At 73.0% G+C, this 14,671-nt stretch carries 11 protein-coding genes; 3 read left to right on the top strand and 8 right to left on the bottom strand.

What is annotated here, in order from left to right:
- Positions 1 to 38: 38 nt before the first annotated feature.
- Positions 39 to 1,304 carry an alpha-amylase family protein gene (locus AMYTH_RS0112330; RefSeq protein ID WP_027930582.1) on the top strand — a complete coding sequence of 422 codons (1,266 nt, stop codon included), beginning with the start codon at positions 39 to 41 and terminating at the stop codon, positions 1,302 to 1,304.
- On the opposite strand, the gene AMYTH_RS0112325 is transcribed toward AMYTH_RS0112330, so the two are convergent.
- The 3 genes from AMYTH_RS0112325 to AMYTH_RS44690 form a co-directional block, all read right to left on the bottom strand.
- Positions 1,298 to 2,086: an SDR family NAD(P)-dependent oxidoreductase gene (locus AMYTH_RS0112325; protein WP_027930581.1), complete on the bottom strand. Its 789-nt coding sequence runs from the start codon at positions 2,084 to 2,086 to the stop codon at positions 1,298 to 1,300. The two genes, AMYTH_RS0112330 and AMYTH_RS0112325, sit on opposite strands and share 7 nt — an antisense overlap.
- A gap of 196 nt (positions 2,087 to 2,282) precedes the next feature.
- Positions 2,283 to 2,582 carry a hypothetical protein gene (locus tag AMYTH_RS0112320; RefSeq protein ID WP_017982079.1) on the bottom strand — a complete coding sequence of 100 codons (300 nt, stop codon included), beginning with the start codon at positions 2,580 to 2,582 and terminating at the stop codon, positions 2,283 to 2,285.
- Between the two features lie 72 nt (positions 2,583 to 2,654).
- Positions 2,655 to 3,293 (bottom strand): DUF6801 domain-containing protein, encoded by a 639-nt coding sequence (locus AMYTH_RS44690; RefSeq protein ID WP_037322514.1) that lies wholly within the window; start codon positions 3,291 to 3,293, stop codon positions 2,655 to 2,657.
- Positions 3,294 to 3,551: 258 nt separating this feature from the next.
- On the opposite strand from AMYTH_RS44690, the gene AMYTH_RS0112310 reads away from it, so the two are divergent.
- Positions 3,552 to 5,057 carry an AMP-binding protein gene (locus AMYTH_RS0112310; RefSeq protein WP_027930580.1) on the top strand — a complete coding sequence of 502 codons (1,506 nt, stop codon included), beginning with the start codon at positions 3,552 to 3,554 and terminating at the stop codon, positions 5,055 to 5,057.
- A gap of 140 nt (positions 5,058 to 5,197) precedes the next feature.
- Here AMYTH_RS0112310 and AMYTH_RS0112305 read toward each other — a convergent pair whose 3' ends face one another.
- Positions 5,198 to 6,466, bottom strand: coding sequence for a PucR family transcriptional regulator (locus AMYTH_RS0112305; protein WP_228684731.1), 1,269 nt, complete (start codon positions 6,464 to 6,466; stop codon positions 5,198 to 5,200).
- A gap of 210 nt (positions 6,467 to 6,676) precedes the next feature.
- Positions 6,677 to 7,831, bottom strand: a complete 1,155-nt coding sequence (locus AMYTH_RS0112300; protein WP_027930578.1) for a helix-turn-helix domain-containing protein — start codon at positions 7,829 to 7,831, stop codon at positions 6,677 to 6,679.
- A 156-nt stretch (positions 7,832 to 7,987) separates the two neighbouring features.
- On the opposite strand from AMYTH_RS0112300, the gene AMYTH_RS0112295 reads away from it, so the two are divergent.
- Positions 7,988 to 9,061 carry a DUF2235 domain-containing protein gene (locus AMYTH_RS0112295; RefSeq protein ID WP_027930577.1) on the top strand — a complete coding sequence of 358 codons (1,074 nt, stop codon included), beginning with the start codon at positions 7,988 to 7,990 and terminating at the stop codon, positions 9,059 to 9,061.
- 70 nt (positions 9,062 to 9,131) lie between these two features.
- Here the strand turns inward: AMYTH_RS0112295 and AMYTH_RS0112290 are convergent, their stop codons facing one another.
- From AMYTH_RS0112290 to AMYTH_RS0112280, 3 genes are all read right to left on the bottom strand, one after another.
- Positions 9,132 to 10,244 carry a CapA family protein gene (locus AMYTH_RS0112290; protein ID WP_037322513.1) on the bottom strand — a complete coding sequence of 371 codons (1,113 nt, stop codon included), beginning with the start codon at positions 10,242 to 10,244 and terminating at the stop codon, positions 9,132 to 9,134.
- Positions 10,245 to 10,314: 70 nt separating this feature from the next.
- Complete coding sequence (locus AMYTH_RS44685) at positions 10,315 to 13,572, bottom strand: PQQ-dependent sugar dehydrogenase (RefSeq protein ID WP_051362648.1); 3,258 nt, start codon at positions 13,570 to 13,572, stop codon at positions 10,315 to 10,317.
- A gap of 64 nt (positions 13,573 to 13,636) precedes the next feature.
- Positions 13,637 to 14,596 (bottom strand): sugar phosphate isomerase/epimerase family protein, encoded by a 960-nt coding sequence (locus AMYTH_RS0112280; protein WP_027930575.1) that lies wholly within the window; start codon positions 14,594 to 14,596, stop codon positions 13,637 to 13,639.
- Positions 14,597 to 14,671 lie beyond the last annotated feature (75 nt).

Here is a 14,671-nt window from a genome sequence, read left to right as displayed (position 1 = left end):
CGGCCGGGGGCCGCCACACGACGAGAAGAGGAGAACGCATGGGGCGCTGGGCCGATCACGCGATCTGGTGGCACGTCTACCCGCTCGGCTTCACCGGCGCGCCCGGCGGGGCGCTCCCGGCAGGCAGCGAGCCGCAGCACCGGCTCCGGCGGCTGGAGAACTGGCTCGACTACGCCGTTGAACTGGGCTGTTCCGGTCTGATGCTGGGCCCGGTGTTCGCGTCCGAGACCCACGGCTACGACACGGTCGACCACTTCCGGATCGACCCGCGGCTGGGCGACGACGCCGATTTCGACCGCCTCGTCGCGGCCGCCCACAGCCGCGGGCTGCGGATCGTGCTGGACGGTGTTTTCAACCACGTTTCGCGCGCCTTCGGGCATCCGGAGTGGTTCCGCCGCGACGGCGCCGACTACGCGGTGTTCGAGGGGCACGCGCACCTGGTGGCGCTGGACCACGCCCAGCCGGCGGTCGCGGACTACGTGGGCCGGGTGCTGGACCACTGGCTCGGCCGCGGGGTGTCCGGGTGGCGGCTGGACGCGGCGTACGCGGTGCGGCCGGAGTTCTGGGCGCGGGTGCTGCCCGGGGTGCGGCGGCGGCACCCGGACGCGTGGTTCGCCGGCGAGGTGCTGCACGGCGACTACGCGTCCTACGTGGCACGCGGCGGGCTGGACACGGTGACGCAGTACGAGCTGTGGAAGGCGATCTGGAGCTCGCTGCACGACGGGAACTTCTTCGAGCTGTCCTGGGCGCTGAAGCGGCACGACGAGCTGATGGGGTCGTTCGTGCCGCAGACCTTCGTCGGCAACCACGACGTCACGCGGCTGGCGAGCCGCCTGACCGACGAGCGGCACCTGGCGCACGCGCTGGCGGTGCTGTTCACCGTCGGCGGCGTGCCCAGCGTCTACTACGGCGACGAGCAGGCCTTCCGCGGCGTCAAGGAGGAACGGGAGGGCGGCGACGACGAGATCCGCCCGGAGTTCCCGGCCGACGCGGGGCAGCTCGCGCCCTACGGCTGGCCGGTGTACCGCCTGCACCAGCGGCTGATCGGCCTGCGGCGGCGGAACGCGTGGCTGGTGCGGGCGCGGACGGAGGTCGAGCACCTGACGAACCGGGCGATGGCGTTCCGCTCCCGCTCCGGCGACGACGAGATCCTGACGCTGCTGAACACCAGCGACGACGCGTACCGGTTCCCGGTGGACATCGACGGGCTGCGGGTGCTCGACTCGTCGTCACCGGACGGGAAGGCGCCGCTGCCCACGCTGCCGCCGCACGGCTGGGCGGTGCTGGGCCGGGCGTCTCAGTAGAAGATCGGGCCCGGCGTGCCGCCGCCGGCCGGGATCGGGTCGCCGGTGATCGCGGCGCTGCGCGGGGAGGCGAGAAACGTGACGACGTCGGCGACCTCGGCCGCGGTGACCATCCGGCCGATCGCGCTGCCGCGGCCGAGCAGCGCCTCCGCTTCCGCCACGGTGACGCCCCGGGCGCGCGCGACGCCCTCGACCATCGCCGGGGTGCGTTCGGTGACGGTCAGCCCGGGGTGCACGACCGTCACGTTGATCCCGTGCGGGCCGAGTTCGTCGGCGAGGTTCTTGGTCAGGGCGGCCACGCTCACGTTGCGGATCGAGCCGAACGGGCTGCCGGTGCGGCGCGCGTTGAGGCCGGAGACGTTCACGATCCGTCCCCAGCCGCGCTCGGCCATGTGCGGCGCGACGGCGCGCGCGAACCGCAGGTAGCCGAGCACCTTCGTCTCGATCTCGGTCCGCAGGTCGTCGTCCTCGAGCGCGGCCAGCGCGGTGGGTTTCGTGGGGTCGGCCGGTTGTGCCGCGGAGTTGACCAGGATGTCCACCCCGCCGAACTCCTCGACGGTGCGCGCGACCGCGGCGCGCACGGCCTCGTCGTCGGTCACGTCCGCGGGGACGGAAAGCGTGTTCCCGCCGATCCGGGCACGTGCTTCCGCGAGCGCCCGCGCGTCGCGGGCGACGATCGCCACGTCGGCGCCTTCGGCGGTCAGCGCCTGCGCGACCGCGAACCCGATGCCCCGGCTGCCGCCGGTGACGATGGCCTTCTTCCCGCCCAGCCGGAGATCCATTCCGGGATTGAACCAGAGCCGCTGCCCGACCGAGCGTGGCGCCAGCCGGGCACGCCAGGCCGGGCGAGGCGTTGTCCGGTGGCCGCGCTCACGCGCGGCCGTCAAGCGGAGCGCGGCCGCTTCCAGGGCAACGTCGGCTCGGCCGCGCTGCTGCGCGGCGGGCGGGCACGCGGCGGGGGCGGTCCCGAAGGGGCGCTCAGGCGGTCTCCTCCGGGCGGCGCCGCTCGATCATGGTGTCCGGGGCCGACTCCGGCACCTCGGTGCGCAGGTCGGAGTCCCGCAGCACCTCGCGTGCCTGCGCCTCCGGATCGGCGCTGCCGGCGTGTTCCTCTTCCGGCAGCAGGGTCGAGCGCGTCTCCGCGCGGTCGTCCACCGCGTTGCGCTCGTCGAACACCCGCGGCCGGTCGAGGTCGTGCTCGGCGCGGACGCGGTTCTCCTCGGCGGGCGACATCTCGGTGGCGCCCAGATCCAGTGGTTCCTCGTTGCGCGGTGTCACGCGGGTGGGCTACCCGATCACCGGGGCCGCCACACCCCGCGCGGCCCGGCGCCCGGGCCGCGCGGGGTCGGGTCAGCGGATCCGCTGCTCGGTGGCGGCCTGCGCGGCCTCGGTGATCTGCACGGTGGCGAGGACGTTGTCCTGCCCGGGGTCCTGCGTGCACTGGGAGTCGAAGGTGCCGAGGCCGGTGTCGGAGCCGTCGGCCTTCTTCGGGTGCAGGGTCAGCAGCAGGTCGCCGACCGACACCGTCGCCTCGCCGGGCTGGGTGAAGGTCAGCGACGGCGTGGTGCCGGTCGCGGTGACGTCGAAGGCGCCGGAGGCGGGGATCGCGGTCGGCGGGATCGTGGTGGGGACGGTGACCGGCAGGGTCGCCTCGGGGGCGGCGACCGTGGCGGCGGCCTGCGCGGTGCCCTCCACCGTCTTGGCGCCGACCAGGTTCAGGCCGGCCGTGGCGGTCGAGGACACGGTGGCGACGGCCTCGATGCCGAACTCGGGCGTGGGCCTGCCGACGGTCGCGGTGGCCGGGATGTCGGCGTTGATCACGACGCTGATCGGCTGGTTGCCGATGAGCGGGAACGGACAGGTGTAGGTCAGCGTCAGCGTGGCCGGATCGGCGGCGCTGGTGCCCGCTCCGGCGAGCAGGCCGGCGGCGGCGGAAACCGCCAATACCGATCCGGAGACGATTCCGCCGACGATTCTCTTCCGATTCATGCACATCTCCATTGATAATCGCAGAAAAGGATTACTGATGAGTAATGTAATGACAGGAAATTGCTCCGGCAAGGTTGTCCGGAAAACTTGTCACCGGTTGCATGGGTTTCCGCGGGGAAGTTGGCATCTCCATCGAAAGATGCCTGGAACTGCGGATTTACCGGTCGCACTCACGTGGCTGACAAGTATCGATTCGCTCCGCTGGCACCCCGCTCACAAGTTTTGACACCCCATTCACAAGATCACTACGGTTCCGTCGTGACCCAAACACTCGCGTCCCTGCCGCAGTTCCTGGCGACCTGGGCGCGCCGGGACCCGGACGCCCGCGCGGTGTCCGACGGCACCCGCTCGCTCACCTGGGACGAGCTGGACCGGCGCGTGACGTCGGTGGCCGCGTGGCTGCGGCGGTTCAGCTTCGACGGCGTGCGCGCCGCGATCCTGGCCGACGAGGGCGTGGACTGGGTCGTCGGCTTCCTCGCCACCCTGCGCGCCGGGCTGGTCGCGGTGCCCGCCTTCGCGCCAGGGCGCGACGACGCCTGGCTCGCCGCGACGATCATCGACGCCGCGCCGGAGATCGTGCTGACGACCGGGGACAAGCTGCTCGACGTCCGCGCGCTCCTGGACGCCGCCGGTGTGGAGGTGTGGCGGATCGTCGCGATCGACACGGTGCCCGGTGACCTGTTCGACCTGGACGAGCCGGATCCCGCCGACATCGCCTGCCTGTGCTACACCTCCGACTCCGTGGGGGTGGTGATCACCCATGCCGGGCTCGTCGACAGCGCCGCGCACGCCGCCGGGGCGCTGCGCCTCGGCGACCGGGCGGCGGTGGTCGTCAACTGGCTGCCGCTGTGCCAGATGGGTCTGCCGTTCGCGGTCGCCGCGCCGGTGTTCGCCGGGTGCCCGTCGGTGCACCTGCCACCCGACCGCGTGCGGGAGCGGCCGGAGATCTGGCTGCGCGCGCTAGCGGCCAATCCGGGCGCGGTGACGGCGGCGGCGAACTCGTTCCTGGCGCGCTGCCCAGTGCCCGACGGGCTGGACCTCGGCGGTGTCCGGGCGGTGCTCGACGTGGGTGAACCGGCGCGGCACCGGGCGGTGCTGCCCGGGTCCGGCCTGCGCCCGGACGCGCACCGGGCCGCCTACGGGCTGCTGGAGGCGACCGGGCTGGTGTCCATCGGGGACGGTCCGGTGTCGAGCGGGCGGCCCGGCCGCGCCGTCGCGATCGTCGACCCGGGCACGCGCCGCTCGCTGCCTGCCGGCGCGGTGGGGGAGATCTGGGTGACCGGACCGACGGTGGCGCGTGGGTACTGGCGGCGGCCGGCGGCGTCGGCGGAGACGTTCTGCGCGCTGCTGCGGGACGAGACCGACGCGGGGGAGCCGGGCTGGTGGCTGCGGACCGGGGACGTGGGCTTCCTGTCCGGCGGCGAGCTGACCGTACTGGGGCGGCTGGAGAACCGGTTGCCCGCCGGGGAGGCGGCGGTCCAGGCGGAAGCGGTGGAGGCGACGATCGAACGGGTCGTGCCCGAACTGCTGCCCGGCTCGACGGTCGTGTTCGCGGTCGAGGAGGAGGTCGTGGTGCTCGCCGAGGCACCGGGCCCACTGACCTGCGCGGCGGCCGTCGAGCAGGCCGTCGCGGACGGATACCGCCTGCGCGTGCGAGACGTGCACGTGGGGCTTCCGGGAAGCCTGCCGCGGACCGTCGCGGGCAAACCCGCGCGTGCCGCCTGCCGGGAGGCGTATCTGGCTAGCGCGCCGGCCGTTTCCTAGGGCGCGGCCTCCAGGACGAAGAACGGCCGACGCCAGAACCGCACCGGGACGGGCGGGCAGATGTCTGTTTCGGCACCTGCCCCACGTGCGGGCCCGATGCCTGCCGCCTCGCCCGCGCTACAAGGCGGACCGGTCCTGGCTCATCCAGCGGCGGGCGTCAGCAGTTCCGTCGCGCGCAGCGCGATTTCCAGCCGCAGCCGGTGTTCCGGGTCGTTCAGCCGCTCGCCGAACAGTTCTTCGATCCGCCGCATCCGGTAGCGCACCGTCTGCGGGTGCACGCCCAGCCGCTCGGCCATCTCCGGCGCGCTCCCGCTGGACTGCAGCCACGCCAGCAACGTCTGCCCGAGCCGCGCGCGCTGCTTGTCCGTCAGTCCGTGCAGCGGCGCGAGGCACGCGTCCCGCAGCTGTCCGATCAGGAACTCGTCCGCCAGCAGCCACAGCGTGGCCAGGTGGTCGTCGGCGTGCAGCACCGGCTCCCGCGGGAGGATGCGGCGCACGCTCAGGTCCATCGTCCGGCGCGCCCAGCGCAGCGACACCGCCGCCTCCGCCAGCGGCACCCGCGGCCCGATCGCGACGCGCCAGCCGCGCAGCGCGGCCTCCAGGCCCTCCGGCGGCGCGGCCGCGAGCAGGCACGGCTGCGGGCTCTCCAGATCCGCCAGCACCCCGGCCGGCAGCGCGGGCGGCGGCAGCCGGTGCTGGTCGCGCCGCGGCTCCAGCGCCATCGCGACCACCTTGTCCGGCACGTGCCACCCGGCGGCCGCGGCCAGCCCCTCGACCGCCTGCGGCGCCGGCGCGGGCTCGGACAGGACCAGGCCGAGCAGCTGCCTGCGTTGCCTGGCCCGGGTGCCGGCCGCGCGGGCCTGCGCGGCGCGATAGCCCTGCACCGACAACGCGGAAATCTCGTCCACATAGGCCAGCACCGCTTCGGCGCCGGTGTAGAGGAGATCGGACGGCAGCCCCTTCGCCTGGCCGACCTTGGCGATGTAGCGCCACGCGGCCAGCCCGCCGACGCGGTAGGCGGTCTGGATCTGGTCCAGCGGACGCCCCTCGCTGTACTCGATGCGGCCGAGGTGCCGGAACACGCCGATCCAGTTGTCCTGGGACACCGCGGGGTTGCCGATGTTGTCCAGGCACTGCCCGACCGCCTCGCGCACCCCGCGCACGATGACCTCGCCGAACGGCCCCTCCAGCGGGCGGGCGTACTCCGGCACCGTCCGCTGGATCTCGGCCAGGATGACCCGCGTCAGCGCGTCCGCGTGCGGGCGGAACACCGCGGCCAGCTCGCGCGGCAGCGACGCCCACAGCGTGCTCGCGCGCCCCTGCGCCGGAGCCTCACCGGGCGGGCGGCGCGGGTGTGGCGGCCGCGGCGGCGCGGTGCGTCCGGGCCGGACCTCGGCATCGATCGTCATGTCAACCCCTGCTCGGGAAACCGCAGCGCTGCGGTGGGTGGAGATCTTCGCGGCCGGCCCCGTGCGCGTGGCCCGCTCGCGGAGCCAACATGGCATCACCCGGGTCGCGTTGGCAAGAACCGTTGACACACTCCGAATTCCTGCGCCACCCGTTCGGGTGACGGGTGTCGAGACGGGTGACACCCGGACGAGGGCTCATTCGCGCGTGCCTCACAAAGTCCCCTCCTCGGCGCCGAGTTGCCTGCGCAGCACCAGGTGCAGCCCGAACCGCGTGTCCGCGTCGTCCAGCCGGTCGCCGAACAGCTCGCGCAACTGGTGCAGCCGCGCCCGCACGGTCTGCGGGTGCACCTGCAGGCGGCGCGCGATCTCCGGCGCGCCGCCCCGGGTTTCCAGCCACGCGAGCAGGGTTTCGCCCAGCCGGGCGCGTTGCCTGCCGCTCACCGAGTCCAGCGGGGCCAGGTACTTCGCCTGCAGCCGGTCGGCGAGGAAGTCCTGCGAGCGCAACCAGATCGCGTCGAGGTGCTCGGCGCACCACACGACGTCCCCGGGCAGGGCGAGCCCGCGCCGGGCCAGCCGGTGCGCGGCCGGGGCCAGTACGAGCGGAACCGGCGGCGACACCGCGGCGCGCGCGGGTTTTTCCCAGTTGCCAGACAGGATCCCGACCGTCCGTTGCGGACTGGGCGTGATCAGGCAGGGGCGGTCGCCGTCCAGATCGGCGAGGACCTCGTCGTCCAGCAGGCCGGCAGGCAGGTTCTCGGCGTGTTCGAGGGCGATCACGGCGACCCGTTCGGGCAATGGCCATTCCGCGGCCTCGGCCGGGCCCGCGAGACTCGGCTGCGGCTCGGCGAGGATCAGCGTGGCCAGGCGGCGCCGGCGCTCCTCGGGTCCGGACGGCTGCCGCGCCTCCTGGAACCCTTCCAGTGCCGTCGCGGACAGCTCGTCGACGAACGCGAAGATCGCTTCGGCCGCGGTGGTGAGGGTCTGCGGGCCGGCCCCGAGATCACGCAGCACCGGGGTGAGGTACTGCCAGGCCACCCGGCCGCCGATGCGCACAGCGGCTTGCAGGGCGTCGAGCGTGCGGCCCTCGTCGAACTCGCGCCGCCCGCGGCGCCGGAACTGGCGGACCCACTCGCTGTGGTCCGGGTGCGGGTTGCCGATGCACCGGAAGCAGTGCCGCACCGCCACCTCGATGCCCTCGGCCAGCGCGCGGCCGAACCGGCCCTCCGGTGGCCCGGAGTACTCCGGCACCTCCCGCCGCACCTCGCGGACGATCGCCTCGGCGAGCGGCCGGGTGTGCGGCTCCAGCGCCACCGCGAGCCGTCTCGGTGCGGCCGCCAGGGCCTGCGCACTGCGGTAGTCCGGCACTTCCGCCCCCTTGACGCGCCGCAACAAAACCTGAAGCCGACTCGCGTTCTTGCTGGTCAGCGACCCGGCCGGACGATGCTACCGCCTGGTAGCCAGAGCGGACAGTAACCCTCGGCACTCGATCGGCGACAAACCGGGCGTCGAGGGGAGCTGTGCATGACCAAGCGGCTGGTGATCTGCTGCGACGGGACCTGGAACACGCCGGACCAGCCGGCGCCGACCAACGTGTCGCGGGTCGCGCTGGCGGTCGCGCCCGCCGACGGGGCCGGGCGCGAGCAGCGGATGTTCTACCACCCCGGGGTCGGGACGCGACGCGGCGAGCGCCTGTGGGGCGGGGCGTTCGGGTTCGGGCTGTCCCGCAACGTGCGCGAGGCCTACCGGTTCCTGGTCCGGACCTTCGAGCCGGGTGACGAGCTGTTCCTGTTCGGGTTCAGCCGCGGCGCCTACACCGCGCGCAGCCTCGCCGGCCTGGTGCGCAACTGCGGGATCCTGCGGCCCGAGCACGAGGACCGGATCGGCGAGGCGTACGCGCTCTACCGCGCCCGCGGGTCGAAGACGCATCCGCGCTCGGCCGCGGCGGAGCTGTTCCGCCGGTCGTACTCGCGCGAAACGCGGATCCGGTTCCTCGGCGTGTGGGACACCGTCGGGTCGCTCGGCATCCCGCTGTCCGGGCTGCGGCTGGTCAACCTCGTCAACCGGCGCTGGCAGTTCCACGACACGGAGCTGAGCTCCAGCGTCGACGCGGCGTACCACGCGCTGGCGATCGACGAGCACCGCCCGCCGTTCCGGCCCGCGCTGTGGCGGCCGCGCGCGGGCACGATCGGGCAGCGCGTCGAGCAGGTCTGGTTCGCCGGGGTGCATTCCGACGTCGGCGGCGGCTACCCGGACCGGGCACTGGCCGACATCAGTCTGCTGTGGATGGTCGAGCGGGCGCGGGCACACGGGCTGGCCTTCGAACCGGGCGCGTTCGCGGCCGCGGAACTGGACCCGCTCGGCCGGGCGCACGAGTCGCGCACGGGGTTCTACAAGCTGATGCCCCGGCACGTGCGGCCGCTGGGCACGTCGTCCCACGAGTACGCGGCGTCGAGCGCCGTGGAGCGGCAAGCGATGGTCTCCGGGTACGCCCCGAACCTCGACGCGTACCTCTCCGAGGGCGGCGCGGTTCTCCCGGTCCGCAGCGACGAGGGAGAGCGCTTCCCGGCGGCCAGCCCGGAGCCGGAACCCGCCTGAGCGCAGGACTCGCGCGTCCGGTTCCAGCGTCACCCGGTCCCGCAGCGACCGGCCGGCCGCGCCGGGCTCGTCAGCCGCGGGTCAGGCCTTGCGCGGCGGCGCCGCGGCTGAGGACCACTTCGTCGGTCCGCGCGAGGGCTTCCGCGGCGCGCGCCCGGTCCAGGGCGGGGTCGTCGGCGGTGCGCAACCGGATCGGCGGGCCGAGGTCGATCACCGTGGGCACGTACTCGGCCCGGTCCACCGTCCAGCCGTCGCCGGCGCGGGTGAAGTGGAACCGGCCGATGAGGCCCTCCTCGGTGGTGCCGCGCGGTTCCGAGTGCCTGGCGATCGAATTGCCCAGCCCGTAGGCGACCCACTTGCCGCCGATCTTCTCCATCGGCTGCACGACGTGCGCGTGGTGCCCGATGATCAGGTCCACCGCGGGGTCGGCCAGCACCCGCTGCGCGATCTGCCGCTGCGAGGCGGTCGGCTCGTGCTGGTACTCCGCGCCCCAGTGCAGGCTCGCGATCACCACCTGCGCCCCGGCCGCCCGCGTGGCCCGCGCTTCCGCCAGCACCGCGTCCGCGTCGAGGGTGTTCGACACCCACTGCTTGCCGCCGGGCAGCTTCTTGCCGTTGAACCCGAACGTGTAGGACACGTGCCCGACCTTCACGCCGTGCACGTCCAGCACCAGCGGCGTGCGGGCCTCCTGCTCGGTGCGGGCGGAGCCGGTGTGCCGGATGCCGGCCTCGTCCAGTTCGTCGAGCGTCCGGTCCACGCCGTCGGTGCCGGTGTCGATCGTGTGGTTGGACGCGGTCGAGCAGTCGTCGTACCCGGTGTCGGCCAGCGCGTCGGCGATCTCCGGCGGCGCGCTGAACTCCGGGTAGCCCTGGAACGGGCCCTCCGCGGGCGCGAGCGGCGTCTCCAGGTGGCACACCGCGAGGTCCGCGGAGCTGATGTCGTCCCGGATCCCGGCCAGCAGTGGCCGGTAGTCGCGGGTCCCGCCGCCGTCCGCGACCGCCTGGTCGGTCAGCGCGGGGTGGATCAGCACGTCCCCGGTCGCCGCCACGGTGAAGCCCGGGCCGGCGGCCGCGGCGGCCGCGGGCGGTGCGTCCGGCTGCGGCGGGGCGTCTTCGTCCGGCGCGAAGCAGGCGGCGAGCAGCGCGCCCGCCGTCAAGCCCGCGAGAACCAGACGGATGCGCATGGTTCCCGATCCTGCCAGAGGGCCACTCCCGGTGCGGCTCGGCACCGAGAGTGGCCCCAAGATCACCCGGTCAGGCCTTCAGCGACTCCGACAGGGCGGTGGCGTCGCGACGGAGAGTCTCCGACGCGACCCGGTCCGGCACGTTCCACCGCTGGCCGGCGAGGACGCCGAACAGCCGCAGCGCCTCCTGCGCCGGCCGGACCCGGCCGGCCTTCGCGTGCGACTCGGCGAGGTCCAAGGTGCCGCGCAGCTGCACCGCACCCGCCTTGGTCACCCAGCCGGCGTCGCGGAACCGGTCGATCAGGGCGCGCATGTCACCGAACGACGTCCCGGTCGTGAAGTTCACGGCCTTGGTCGTGGTGAGCCCGGCCTGGTCGGTCACGGTCACCGACAGCTGGTGCGCCCCGAGCGGCAGCCGCCACAGCTCCAGCGGCTTGCCCGGCGTGACCGGCTGACCGTCCACTGTGGCCTGGACCCCGGCGACCCCGGAGGTGGCGTCGGTGGCGGTGACCACCGGTGTCAGCGCCGCGGAGTCCCCGAAGGCCTGTCCCTCGGTCACCCCGGCGACCGTCACCGCCGGCGCGGTCTTGTCGATCTTCACCGTGAGCGTGCCCGGCGCGGAGACGTTGCCGCCGTTGTCCGTCGCCCGGTACAGCACGGTCGTGGTGCCCTCGGCCGACAACGTGACCGGGTTGGCCGCGTTCGCCCAGGTGACGCCGTTGTCCACGGAGTACTGCCTGCTGGACACCGTGCCGTTGTCGGTCGCGGTCACGGCCAGCGTCACGTTGCCCGTGTACCAGCCGTTCGCCCCGGTCGGGGCCGACGGCGTCAGCGCGGCCGACACCGCGGGCGGCGTCTTGTCCGCGACCCCGGCGCCCTGGAAGGTGAAGGCGTCGACGTCGACCCCGCCGCTGGAGGTGACGAACAGCTTGCCCGCGCCCGAGGGCAGCCCGGTCAGCTGCGTGGTCACCGTCTGCCAACCGTCGCCCGCCGGGACGTCGACCGTGGCGAACGGCGCCGCGTCGGCGGCGTTCCACCGCAGCTGCAACTGGCCGGCGCCGTGCGCCTTGGTCTGCACCCCGGTGATGCCGCTGAAGTTGACCGGGTCGTAGGCCAGCCAGTCCCCGGCGTCGAAACCGGTGACCGAGCGCAGCCCGGACGCGCTCGTGTCGTCGGTGATCGTCACGCCGCTGGTCTCGTCCGCGTGCTCGCCCTGCATGAGCTTCGGGTTCAGCACGGCCTGCGCCTCGCCGGTCGCGGGCGGCACGCCGCCTGCGCCGTTGTCGGTGTAGGTCACGTTGAGCACGCCGAAGACGTTCTCGGTCTCACCGTGCCCGGCGTCGGTCGGCGTGGCCACGGCGCCGGTGCAGCCGGTGCCGCTGTTGACCGGGTGCCCGTGCTGGTTGTGGCCCAGACCGAAGGCCCACGCGACCCGGCTGCACACCGGGGTCGTGCCGTCCTCCGGATCGTTGACCGTCACCGCGTAGGGGATCGCGTCGCCCCAGTCGAAGAACCCGCCGTGCACCGGGGCGGTCAGGCCCACCGTGGGCGCGGTGTTGCCGGTGGTGACCTGCTCCGACGTCAGGCCGTGCTTGCCCGCCGGGTCGGTGACGCGCAGCCGTGCCTCGACCTGGCCGTTCTCGGTGTAGGTGTGGGTGGCCTGCGGTCCGGTGGCGTCGAACGTGCCGTCACCGTCGAAGTCCCACTCGTAGGTCAGCGCGCCGCCCTCGGGGTCGCTGGACGCGCTGCCGTCGAAGGCCACGGTCAGCGGCGCCTGCCCGGACGACGGGGTCGCCGTCATCCGCGCGGTCGGGGCCTTGTCGCCCGGCGCGAAGTCGATCCGGTACAGGCCGGCGTCCGGGTTCTGCCGGAAGAAGCCGTCGCCGTAGTCCAGGACGTAGAGCGAGCCGTCCGGACCGAACTCGAGGTCCATCGGGTTGTCCCAGATCGGCTGGCCCAGCGTGGACAACTCGGCGTTGGGCAGGAAGTTCTCCAGCTTCGTCACCGGCCCGTCCGGGCCGGACAGCGTGAACGCGGCGACGTAGTCCTGCGAGAACTCGCCGAAGAACGCCTTGCCGTCCCAGTACTCCGGGAACTTCGTCGGCGACGGGTTGTTCGCGTCGTAGTGGTAGACCGGGCCGCCCATCGGCGCCTGGCCGGTGCTGGAGCGGAACGCGGTCAGCTCGGGCCACGGCTGGTCGCTGTCCTTGTCGCCGTACCAGAGCGTGGCCGGGGTGGCCGGCGGCAGCTCGCGCAGCCCGGTGTTCCAGCGCGAGTCGTTGACCGGCGCGGCGCAGTCGAAGGCCGGGCCCGGGGTGAGCGTGGCGAAGTCGAAGTCCCGGTAGGGCTGGGTGTTGTCGGCCGTGCAGAACGGCCAGCCCGAGTTCATCGCCTTCGTCGTGGTCTGCCACTCGACGTAGCCCATCGGGCCGCGGTTCGGGTCGGCGGTGCCGGCGTCGGGGCCGTAGTCGCCCCACATCACCGCGCCGGTCGCCTTGTCGACCGTCATCCGGAACGGGTTGCGCAGGCCCATCACGAAGATCTCCGGCCGCGTCAGCGGCGTGCCGGGGGCGAACAGGTTGCCCTCGGGGATCGTGTAGGAGCCGTCCTCGTTGACGTGGATGCGCAGGATCTTGCCGCGCAGGTCGTTGGTGTTGCCCGAGCCGCGCCGCTCGTCGAGGCCGGGGTTGTAGCCGGGCGCGTCGTTGATCGGCGTGTAGCCGTTGACGTTCGGGCCCGAGGCGGGCGTGTTGCCGCCGGTCGACAGGTACAGGTTGCCCTGGGCGTCGAAGTCGACGTCACCGGCGACGTGGCAGCACTGGCCGCGGTTGGTCGTGACGCGGATGATCTCCTGCTCGGTGCTCAGGTCCAGCGCCTCGCCGGTCCACTTGAACCGCGACAGGACGTCGTAGCCCTCCCACTGCTTCCAGTACGAGTCGTCCGTGCCCGCGGGCAGCGTGTTCGGCGCGGAGCCGGCCGGGGTGTTCAGTTTGGGCGAGTAGTAGAGGTAGACCCAGTGGTTCTCGGCGAACCCGGGGTCCAGCGTCACCGTCTGCAGGCCCATCTCCGAGTTCTGGTAGACGGGGATGGTGTTGACGACCTTCGTCACGCCGGTCTTCGGGTCGGTCAGCCGCACCTCGCCGCTGCGCGCGGTGTGCAGGACGCGGTTGTCCGGCAGCACGGCCAGGTCGATGGGCTCGCCCACGTTCTTGGTGAGCGTGATCTTCTCGTAGTTCTCCCAGTGCAGGGCGGCGTCTTCGTCGTGGGCCGCGGCGGGCACGGCGAGGCCGAGCACCGGCAGGGCCGTCACCGCGGCGGCGGTGATCAACCGTCTGAGGGCAGGATGCATCGCGAGATCACTCCGGTGGGATTTCGACGGGGAGGGGGAGGGGTCAGCCGCGCAGGTTCTCCAGCGCCTGGTAGCTGCGCAGCGCCGCGGCGAACGAGCCGGGCGGGTTGGGCAGCGTGCTGGGCGCGGTGTCCTGCTCCCAGATGCCGTGGTAGCGGCCGCGTCCGTTGACCCGCTTGAGGAACCGGCGGTAGGGCAGGTCGCCCGCGCCGAACTCGACGATGTCGTAGCCGTTGGGGTTTTCCGGGTTCTCGTCGCCGTCCTTGAGGTGCAGCAACGGGTAGCGGTGCGGGGCACGGGTGATGTAGTCCGCGGGGTCGAAGCCGGGGAAGCGGTACTGGCCGACGTAGGCCCAGTACACGTCCATTTCGAGGTAGACCAGGCTCGGGTCGGTGTGCTCCAGGAAGACGTCGTAGAGACGGACCTCCGGCTGGTCGGTGGCGAAGGCGAACTCGCCCGCGTGGTTGTGCTGGTAGAACTTCAGGCCGCGGGCGCGTGCCGCGGCGCCGAAGGTGTTGAACTCCTCGGCCGCCGCCCGGTAACCGTCCACTGTGTTCACGTTGCTCGGGGCGTTGGCGGTGCCGATGTGCTTGAGCCCGAGGATTTCCGCGTTGTCGAGTTCGCCCTGCAGGTTGGTGCGGAAGTTGTTGAGGCCGACGTGGCTGCCGACCGCCTTGAGCCCGAAGTCCTTCAGCAGCTGGGCGATCTCCGGCACGGTGATCTGCCGTCCGAGGATCGAGGTGCTCTGGGTGTAGCCCGCGAACTCGATTTCGCGGTAGCCGATGCGGGACAGCTCCTCGAACACGGCCCGGAACCCGAGCTGGGAGACCTTGTCGCGGACGCTGTAGAGCTGGATGCCGATCTGGTTCTGCGGGACGAGGCGGCCGCCGCCCTGGCTGGCGACGGCGGGCAGCGATCCGGCGAGCGCCGCGGCGCTGACCGCGACGGTCGCCCCCGCCGCGGAGCGCAGGAAACCGCGGCGGTTGAACGACGAGTGGGACACGGATTTCTCCTTCAGCCGAGTGTGAACCGACCCCCTTGCCACGTGCGCCGGTCAACGTAGGCAACTTCCGCCGAA

Source organism: Amycolatopsis thermoflava N1165 (genome assembly GCF_000473265.1).
In the GTDB taxonomy this organism is placed as follows: Bacteria; Actinomycetota; Actinomycetes; order Mycobacteriales; family Pseudonocardiaceae; genus Amycolatopsis_E; species Amycolatopsis_E thermoflava.
The sequence above is the reverse complement of the archived record's forward strand: the minus strand, read 5'-3'. Positions and strand labels throughout refer to the sequence as shown.